At 59.9% G+C, this 9,128-nt stretch carries 9 protein-coding genes; 4 read left to right on the plus strand and 5 right to left on the minus strand.

The features are described from left to right. The 3 genes from NW857_RS11185 to NW857_RS11195 all read right to left on the minus strand — a co-directional run. A partial coding sequence (locus tag NW857_RS11185) for a site-2 protease family protein (RefSeq protein WP_414335645.1) occupies positions 1 to 941 on the minus strand: 941 nt, incomplete at its 3' end. Between the two features lie 83 nt (positions 942 to 1,024). Continuing rightward, positions 1,025 to 1,195 carry a PCP reductase family protein gene (locus NW857_RS11190; RefSeq protein ID WP_414335643.1) on the minus strand — a complete coding sequence of 57 codons (171 nt, stop codon included), beginning with the start codon at positions 1,193 to 1,195 and terminating at the stop codon, positions 1,025 to 1,027. An 11-nt stretch (positions 1,196 to 1,206) separates the two neighbouring features. After that, positions 1,207 to 1,461, minus strand: a complete 255-nt coding sequence (locus tag NW857_RS11195) for a DUF751 family protein (RefSeq protein ID WP_414335641.1) — start codon at positions 1,459 to 1,461, stop codon at positions 1,207 to 1,209. Between the two features lie 261 nt (positions 1,462 to 1,722). Here NW857_RS11195 and NW857_RS11200 point away from each other — a divergent pair, with 261 nt between their 5' ends. Further along, positions 1,723 to 2,325 (plus strand): hypothetical protein, encoded by a 603-nt coding sequence (locus NW857_RS11200; protein WP_414335640.1) that lies wholly within the window; start codon positions 1,723 to 1,725, stop codon positions 2,323 to 2,325. A 364-nt stretch (positions 2,326 to 2,689) separates the two neighbouring features. After that, positions 2,690 to 3,073 (plus strand): hypothetical protein, encoded by a 384-nt coding sequence (locus NW857_RS11205; protein ID WP_414335638.1) that lies wholly within the window; start codon positions 2,690 to 2,692, stop codon positions 3,071 to 3,073. Between the two features lie 11 nt (positions 3,074 to 3,084). Here NW857_RS11205 and NW857_RS11210 read toward each other — a convergent pair whose 3' ends face one another. Then, complete coding sequence (locus NW857_RS11210; RefSeq protein WP_414335636.1) at positions 3,085 to 4,995, minus strand: ABC1 kinase family protein; 1,911 nt, start codon at positions 4,993 to 4,995, stop codon at positions 3,085 to 3,087. A gap of 243 nt (positions 4,996 to 5,238) precedes the next feature. Between NW857_RS11210 and NW857_RS11215 the strand changes: the two genes are divergently transcribed. Together NW857_RS11215 and NW857_RS11220 are read left to right on the plus strand one after the other, a co-directional pair. Then, positions 5,239 to 6,117 (plus strand): lysostaphin resistance A-like protein, encoded by an 879-nt coding sequence (locus NW857_RS11215; RefSeq protein ID WP_414335634.1) that lies wholly within the window; start codon positions 5,239 to 5,241, stop codon positions 6,115 to 6,117. Positions 6,118 to 6,379: 262 nt separating this feature from the next. After that, complete coding sequence (locus tag NW857_RS11220; RefSeq protein WP_414368969.1) at positions 6,380 to 8,476, plus strand: caspase family protein; 2,097 nt, start codon at positions 6,380 to 6,382, stop codon at positions 8,474 to 8,476. On the opposite strand, the gene NW857_RS11225 is transcribed toward NW857_RS11220, so the two are convergent. Beyond that, positions 8,473 to 9,128: DUF1614 domain-containing protein (locus NW857_RS11225; protein WP_414368970.1), on the minus strand; the 656-nt coding region annotated here is incomplete at its 5' end. The genes NW857_RS11220 and NW857_RS11225 overlap by 4 nt on opposite strands.

Below are 9,128 nucleotides of genomic sequence, written 5' to 3' on the forward strand. Positions count from 1 at the left end.
TCAAACAGCACCTTGCGGTTGGGCACCGGCTCTTTCAACTGGATAAACGCCCCAAAAGTCCCCAACACAAAGGGCACCGGGATGAAGTAGGGCAGCGAGGTTTTGATGCCATGGCGGCGGGCCACCCAATAGCGCATCCACTCATGGGATCCCAGAATGGCCAGGATCCCCACCGCATAGGGCAGCCCCTTCATCAGCGAGGGCAGATGCAGCAGCCGGTCAGGGCTGACCCCAGCCGCCTGGGCCCCAGCACTCAGGGTGGTCCAGAAGGTGAACAGCAATAGCCCCAGAGCCAGCACAGGCAACTCTCGACCATCCGCCAGAGAGCGCCGCGCCGCCGGGTTGGGCACCAGGGCAAAAAAAGGCTTGCCGGCAAACCCCTCCTGCAGCACCACCAAGAAGCGTTTGCCAAAAGTGTTTTCTACATTGCGCTGTACCCGCTCATAGGCTTCGGTGGGATCCGCCCGCAAATTGCCCCGGCAGATAATCGCCTGGGGACGGTACTCCACGTTTTGCAAATAAAAAACGTTCCAGGGGAAGCAGTGGTTGAGCTTTTCCCGCGGCACTTCGGAAATGGGGGTGTGGGCAAGAGCCAGCGAGACCGGATCGGCGGCGCTGTCTTCTTCCTCTTCCTCCGGCTCAGATTCTGCAGCCAGAGAAGGATCCCCTTCTGGCGCCTCAGGCCGGGGGTCTGTGGGTCGAATGCCCCCTCGCCGCACCAAGGTCATGCTGATAAAGTAAGAGGTGAGAAAGAGCACCAACATCAGCAACGGGGGCACTTCGTACTGAAGCACCTGCCGCCCCAGCACCCAAACCAAGGGGGGCAGCATCATCACCAGCCACAGGATCCGCCACGGCACCTTGGAGAGGCGGGCCACACTTTTTTGCAGCAGCAGGTAGGTTGCAGAACCCACCAGTGCCAACAGGATCCAATCTGCCATGAGTTGCAAAAAACAGAGGAGAACGCCTCTACCAAGCTAGCGGCAAACCCAATCTCCCTGCTATGGCCAGCAGGAGGGATCCCTCAGGAGCCAAACTTTTGCTTGGCCTGCTCGTAAACTGCCACCGTGATCTTCTGGATCCCGGCTTCGCGGGCAAACTGTTCAATCTTCCTACGGGCAGCCGGACGCACAAAGAAGGGGATTTCTTTAAGGCGCGCCTCTGCTTCTGGCGTCCACTCTATCGCTTCGTCCATCCCCCATGCCCTCAACGCAACATCCACGCCGGCAGGAGAGTGTGCCCTGTCATGCCTCGCAGGGTGAAATAGACAAACAGCAGCAACAGCAGGGATCCCAGTGTAACCAGGGCCGCCGCCGCCGGACTTTTGCGATACAAACCAACAAAAGGCTGGAGGCCAGCCCAGATCCCCCCCAGCAAAACGGTAACGAAGTAAGTGGGGTAACGGGAGACATTCTCCACAAATTGGTCTTCCAGTCTGCGGGGAGGCTGCGGTTGTGGCATGAGCGGCTCGAAGCCCAACTCCTTTTTCCTCAGTGTGCCACAGATAGCTGTCGTTGACACACTCCCTCGCCTGAAGCTTGGGTCTCAGTCGCCAGACTACTGGGTTTTTTGAGCGGTTAACCACCCACCCACGCCGTTTGGTTCACCCCCTCCGCAAGGGGAAAGCCTATCATTTCCGCATATCAGAAAGAACATCCATTTGACAGGGAGTGGTTGGAGCCTAGGGGAGACCGCGTAGATTCAGGAAACCGAGAACCTGATATGGTAGGCGTTATCCTGCCTGCTTTGCCCTTTTGCTCAGCGCGGCCACCCTCTTCTGGACTGATGCGAGAATTGCCCTCTGATGCTTCCAATCGTGCCGGCGTACCGTTTGGGGATCAGACCCTGGCGTTGATGCGTGTCCAGGAAGCCTTGGATCAACTGGAAGCGGCCATTCTCAGCAGCCCTCGCCTGTTCTGGTCTCGCACGCTCATTGAAGAAGAAAGCATTTTGGAGCAGTTGGACTTTATCCGCCTCAACTTGCCAACAGCCCTAGAGGAAGCGGAAGAATTGCTGCGCCAGCGGGATCGGATTTTGGCCGAGGCCAATCGCTATGCCCAAGAAATCGTAGCCATGGCCCAACGCAGAGCCGAGCAGCTTCTCAACGAATCGACCATCCTGCGGCAAGCCCAAGCCCAGGCGGAGCAGTTGTTGCAACAAACCTATCAACAGAGCGAGGAAGTGCGGCGGCAGACACTGCAGGAATCAGAGCGCCTGCAGCGGGAAGCCCACCGTTACGTGGATCAGGTTTTGCAAGACCTGGAGTTGCGGTTGTTGGAATCGTTGCGAGTGATCCGCAACGGGCGGCAAAATCTTCAGGCCTGAGTTCTTGGCTGGGGACTGTCCACTTGTCCATTTTTAAGTCAATATAGGGGTAGCATCCAAGCTTGCCTGCCCTGCGGATTCGTGGTAGCCAAACTGGCCTCCGACAGGAAAGACGACGATAAGTCTTGGATGTGCTGGCAGGAACTCGACCCGCTGCAGACTGCTGTTGCGCTGAAGGGATCCTGACCCTTTGCGCCGGCTCAGAGCAGTTCTTCTTCGCTTACCCAAGAGCACGTGGCACTCTTTTCAGCGATTGCTCCAGAACTGTACCCATCGGGCCACTTTCACAGCGGGCTCGGCCTTTGGCCTGCGAGTTCCGGCTTTGACCCTTGTTGGGAAGCCACTCTGTCGTTTAGGAGATTCTATGCCTAGTGAACCCAAAACCCGTAAGAGCCGTGAAAGTGTCAACCCACGCCCGCGCGACCGTCGCCGTGAAGCTGCCAAAGGCAGCAAAGAGGCAGGTTCAGCCACCGCCCTCTCTCTGCCGAAGTTAATCCAAGAAAATGCCGTGCTCCAATCTCGCAGCCAGTTGTTGTTGATGTACAGTGACTTCCAAACCGAAATGCCCAACGATGGCAAAACCGGTGTGGGCACCTGGCTACAGTCTCGGCTTAAGGAGCACGGCATGCCCAGCCTGATGCGTTTTGGCCCCCGCTCTCGCCCCCAGGTTTTCCGCCGCGATGAATTTCGCGAGTGGATTGCGCTGGCTCTAACCTCTGTGAACCCTCAAGGCGATACTGCCCCCTGAAGGCAGCCGAGCTAGGCCGTGAGGGGAAGTTGAGCAGTACGTTCAGAGGCTGACGGCCCAGGGATCCCGTTGCGGGAAGAGGGTGAACTGGGCTTTTCTACATCCGGCAGCAGCAGGTCCCGAATGAGGCGGGCTGCCGAGCGTTGCAACCAGCGGGAGGCCAATTGCCGGCCCAGTTGTTGGGCTTCCGGCTTGGCGGCCACTTTGGCGACGATGGGCAGAAGCTGCAGCGGCTGAAAGGTCGGGTTGCGGCTGAGGAGTTCCCACAGACGCTGCAAATGAGCCAAGCCGTCTGAGGTGCCGTTCCCTGAGCTGGAGAACAGCACATCCACCAGGCGCTCCCGCAGGAAAGCCCCCCGCTCAGAAAAGATAAACTCGACGGCTTTTTCTAGGGATCCCTGCAGGTCAAAATCTTCGCTGTTGGCGGCGTTGCGCAGCAGGTTCTCCAGGCGGTTCCAGCGAAATTGCCCTTGGTTAAACAGCAGCTCCCGCAGGGAGGTGCGCAGCTCTGGGGCCGGGTCGGTGAGCAGGCGCTGGGCCACATAGGGATAGGCCACACTCAACACTTTGAAGTTGGGATCCAAGCCGATGGCGATCCCCTCCAGGGTAAGCAAAGAGCGGATGATCAGGGCGTAGTAGGCGGGCACGCGGAAGGGAAAATCGTACATCACCCCCGAGAGCCTATCCGTGATGCTTTTAAAATTCAGCTCGGCCACGGAGCTGCCCAGGGCCTCGGCAAAGACAGCCTCCAAAGCGGGGATGATGGGGGTGAGATCCGTGTCGGGATCCAGAAACTCCAGATCCACGTAGTCCTGGGCCAAGGCGACAAAATCCCGGTTCACCAAATGGACAATGGCCTTGATCAGGCCGTAGCGCTGGTGGGGCTGGATGGTGCTCATCATGCCGAAATCGATGTAGGCCAGCCGCCCGTCGTACATGGCCAAGAGGTTGCCTGGGTGGGGGTCAGCGTGGAAAAAGCCATGCTCCAAAAGCTGCTTAAGGGAGCAGTTGACCCCGATCTCGATCAGGTGCCGCCCGTCCAGCCCTGCGGCAGTGATTTTGTCGAGCTGGGTCAGCTTGATGCCGTCGATCCACTCCATCGTCAGCACTTTGGTGCGGGTGTACTCCCAGTAAATTTTGGGGGCGTAGATGGAGGGGTGGCGGTACAGCTCCAGGAAGCGCTCGGCGTTGCGGCCTTCCTGGGTGTAGTCCATCTCTTCGTACAGCCGCCCGGCGAATTCATCGACAATGCCCACCAAGTCGCTGCGGATGCGGCGGAAGGTGCGCTTGGCCCAGGCGGCCAGGCTGCGGATGATGTACATGTCGAGGGAGATGCGCCCGATCAAATCGGGCCGCTGCACCTTGACGGCAACTTTCTCGCCCGTGTGCAGATAGGCTTGGTAAACCTGCCCCAGGCTGGCGGCGGCAATCGGCTCGGGGCTGATTTCTCGAAAGATTTTGTCTGTGGGTTGGCCGATCTCCGACTCGATGAGGGCAAAAGCAACGGCATTCTCGAAGGGGGGCAGCTCATCCTGAAGCTTGGCCAGTTCCTCTAAAAACAGGGGCGAAACCAGATCGGGACGGGTGGAGAGGGCTTGGCCGATTTTGATGGCCGTCGGCCCCAATTGCGTGAGGATCTCCCGCAGTCGAATCGCGTGTTGGGGGCGATGCTTCTGCTCCACTCCTCGCCAGCGATCCCAAAACACCCAGGCCAACAAGCCCAAAAAGGGGGTGATCAACTGAAAGAGACGCCCCAGCACCAGATCCCAGCGCCCCCGATATTGCCTGGCCAATTGCTCTGGGTCGTAGCGCAGGCTTGACTGCGAAACCGACCCTGGCGGGATGGGCAAAGCCGGAGAACCTGCCGCCGCGGAACCCAAGTTATGCTGTCTCGCTGCTGGTGTTGACAGTGTTACGCCCATAGAAACCCCAACGGATCCCGTAACACATCTTAACTTGCTGACTCAACCTAGCGACTCTTGGAGGCAGCCACCGGCTCGCTGCATCAGATGGATGGTTATTGCAAATCAGGTTAAGACACTCCCCAAGCGCTTTGCGCCGCTTCCCTCACCCCCGGCTCCTCCCCAAAAGGGAGAGGGGAGTTGACAGCGGCTCACCTGGGGGTGAGCTGTCACTAGAATGGGAAAATTGCAACAGCTGCCTTTGTGTCTGGATCCCGCACGCTACCGCCTGCTGAGCCGAGTTTAACTGGGTTTGCAGCCCTCAAGGCGCGGCATCTGCTGTTGGCCTTCGTGTTGATCAACCTGGGTGTAGGTTTGGGAGCTATCGCTTTGGCCAAACTGTTGCATCTCCCCTCGGACGACCCGCTGCTGGCCTACCTTATCTATTGCTCTACCTTCGTCATCACCTGTATTTGGAGCTGGCGACGGGGGCAGCAGGCCCATTTGCAGATGAGGCGGCTGTGGGGCAACTGGCGGGCTGCTGTTCCCTGGGGATCCCTGCTGCGGGTGGTGTTGGCTTTGGTGGTGCTCTCCACGGGCACAACTTTGTTGATGCTCTACCTGGTGTCGCTGCCTGCACCGGAGCTGGCGGAGTCAATGCTCCACTCGCTGGGGGAAAAGGATAGGGAAATGCCCTGGCCGCAGGTGTATCAAGGGTTACGCTGGCTCTCGATTGTGGTGGTGGCCCCCATAACGGAGGAGTGGCTATTTCGCGGCATTTTGCTCCACCGCTGGGGCCTCAAGTGGGGTCTCTCCAGGGGGCTGCTGGCTTCCTCCATTGTCTTTGGCCTGCTGCACCCCAACCCGATCGGGCTGACGGTATTCGGCTTGGTGATGGGCCTGTTCTACCTGCAAACTCGCTCCCTCAGCTTGCCTGTCCTGGCTCATGCCTTGAACAATCTCCTAGCCTTGGCGCTGGGATCCTGGGCAGGCGAGGGAATGGAGCAAGCCGATCCGATCGGGGTTTTTCACCTCTACTCCGGCCTGGTTTGTCTGGTTGTGTCTGGGTTCATTTTGGTTCCTTTCGTTCGCTTTCATTGGCCAAAGCGTGGGGCTCGCTTGCCCTATTTCCTGAACTGCTGAGTGTGGATCTCCGTGCATTTCTACCTTGATTTCCCCCTTGCCTGACAGGTGAGCGCTGCTGTGGAGTCTCCTGTGAGAATGGCGGAGACTTTGATAAGGAATGCAAAAAAAACGCCGAAAACTGTTACTCGATCCCGCGAAAAAGCCACGGGGATAGGGATATCCTGAAATAGGCAGCAATAGATTCCCGTGCAAAGTTTAGCTGTGGCTCGCTCGCCGATTGGGTGGCCGTTGGGCCAGTGGGTCAACCCAGAGGGGCAACATGGAAAGGCGGTCTTTTCTGCAAACATTGATCCTGGTTGCTGCCAGCCTTGGCCTCTCCCCTGGCTGGTTGGCGGGTCAAGCTGAGCGCTATGGCCAAGCTTTGGCGGCTGGCTCCCGCAAGCTGGCTGTTCTGATTGGCATCAACCGCTACCCCGGCGAGGGATCCGCGCTACAGGGCTGTGTGACCGATGTGGAGCTGCAGCGGGAGCTGCTCCTGAATCGCTTTGGCTTTGACCCGGCAGAGATTCTCACCCTCACCGATGGGGCCGCCACGCCGAGTGGGATCCAAGCGGCCTTTGCGGAGCACTTGGGGGGTTCAAGTCAGGCGGCGGAAACAGTGGTCGTGCAGTTCAGCGGCTACGGCCAGTGGCGGGCGGGATCGGCGCCAGGCCAGTGGCAGCCGGTGCTCCTGTTGTCTGGCTCTGAAGGAATGGCAGCGATGAAGCTAGACAGCTTTTTCCGGCTTTTGGAAGGCTTGGGTACTGCCCAGATCACCACTCTGCTGGACTGTGGCTTCACCCATGTCTTGCCGTCGGTGCGAGGCAATTTGCAACTGCGTTCCCGCCCCCCAGCCGGGAAAGGAGCAGGATCTGCCGCCTCAGACTCCTCGGAACTGCAGCGGGTATGGCCGTCTCCGCCCAAGGGCTTGTTGATTGCCGCCACCACCCCCCAAGACTTGGCAGCAGAAGCCGCTTGGCCAGGATTCTACGCTGGAGTACTCACCTATCTGCTGACACAGTACCTATGGGAAAGCACACCTGCCACCCGCCTGCTGGTGGCCTTCAACCAAGTGGCCAGCCGGCGGGAGCTGGGCCTGTTTGCCTGTCAGCGCCCCATCCTAGAGGGCAAAGAAACGGCTCGACGCATCCCGCCCTACTTCCTCACCCCCCCTCAGGTGGCAGTCAGCGGCGTGATCCAGGAAGTGAAGGGGAATCGGGCTCAGGTGTGGCTGGGTGGGATCCCACCGGCGGCGCTGGGTGGTCTGCAGCCGGGTACTCTTTTGGCTCCCCTTTCCACCGCCTCGTCGGTGCCGCTGCTGATTCGTTCTCGCAGCGGGCTGTTGGCACAGGTGCAGCCGGCCAACGGGGAAGGTCAATTTCCCCCCGTGGGCACGCTGGTGCGGGAGCAGTTGCGCAGCCTCTCCAGCAGCCTCAAGCTTTTGGTGGGTCTGGAAGACAACTTGGGTCGCGTTGAAAAAGTGGATCTGACCAACGCCATCGCCGGCTATAGCTGGATGGAGACGGCTAACCCGCGCGAGCGCCAGGTGGATTGCCTGCTAGGGCGCATCACCCCAGAAATGGCCGCCGCCTTTCAAGCAGACGCTCTGCCCAAGCCTTTGGAAGTCAACGGCTACAGCCTCTTTTGGCCGGGGCGAGAATTGCTGCTCAATTCCTGCGGGCCGGCTGGGGAAGCTGCGGCTATGGCGGTGCAACGGCTGGTGCCTCGTCTAGCCCATCTGCTGGCAGCCAAGCGCCTGCGGACTACCCTCAACGCCGCGATCTCGCCGCTGGCGGTGGTGGGGGAATTGTCCACCAGAAGTAAAGCCCCCTTGCGGGCGCCACGGTTTGCCCAAGGGGCCTCTGCTCTTGCCGAGCCAGGCATCCCACGCTTTATGCGCGGGGATCCCTTGCATCTCACCCTGCGCAACGAAGGCGAGCAGGATCTGTTCGGCTACCTGTTGATGGTCGATTCCAGCGGGCAACTGCACCTGTTGGCTCCCGTGCCCCAGGAGGACTTTGCCCTGCCACTGCGTCTAGAGGCCAAGGGCAGCCTGACTTTGCCACCCCTGCCTGAGGTGGCCGGTGAGTCGCGCTCTGCCGTCAATCCCGATCTGCTTACCTGCCATGCCCAGGGGCTGACCGAGCTATTGTTTGTGGCCAGTACTCGCCCCTTGTCGGCCAGCTTGGAAGCCCTCAAAACCATGGTCCGTCAGCAGGGGATAACCCGTTCGCCGATGTTGCTCAGCAAACCGCTGGAGTGGACGCAGATGCTGCTAGAAGAGCTGACCCGTCGTCCGCCAGAAGGGGATCCCGACCTGCGCTGGCTGGATCCCAGCCAGGCTGTTACCCTTTCCCTCACCTATTTGCTGGTTTAGCTCAGCAGCAGGGCAAACAGGCCACAGAGGGCAATGCCGTCGAAAACGCCGGCCCCGCCAATGCTGAGAATGCCCGAGCAATTGCGCCGCAACACTTCCGGCAGGTGCAGCAGATCGGCTCCGATCACCGTGCCCAAAACCCCGCCGGCAAAAGCCACCGCCGGCGCCTGATCCCCCGCCCAGAACAAAGCGGCTAGGGCTGCCGTGGCCGGGGCAATCAGAGGATTCATCTGAATGCCGATCCCGGGCACCACGTGGGAAGCGTAGTAGCTAACCACCGTTACCAGTGCCGTTACGGCCAGGATCAACAGCCCATCAGCCCGCCCAAATTGGTACAGGGCCAAGAGCACCGGGATCAGCCCTCCACCCACGTTGAGGGCAACCACCGTCTCCTGAGAGATCTTGGCCAACGGGATCCCCCAAAATTGCCGCATCCACAGGCTGGCCAGGTCTTCTACCAGAGTTACCTCGCACTTGACGCGGTAGAGAGGAATATTGACCGAGCTGCCCACCAAGATGGCCAGCAGCAGCAACAGCGCCCCCTCCCGCGAGAACCCCAGCTTCCCCACCGCCAGCGCCACCACGTCCACCGCTAGCCCCAGCCAGAGGAAGGGCAGCAGCAGCACCAGCATGAAAAACAGCAACAGCGAGA

The organism is Synechococcus sp. H55.9 (assembly GCF_047462355.1).
Lineage (GTDB): Bacteria > Cyanobacteriota > Cyanobacteriia > Thermostichales > Thermostichaceae > Thermostichus.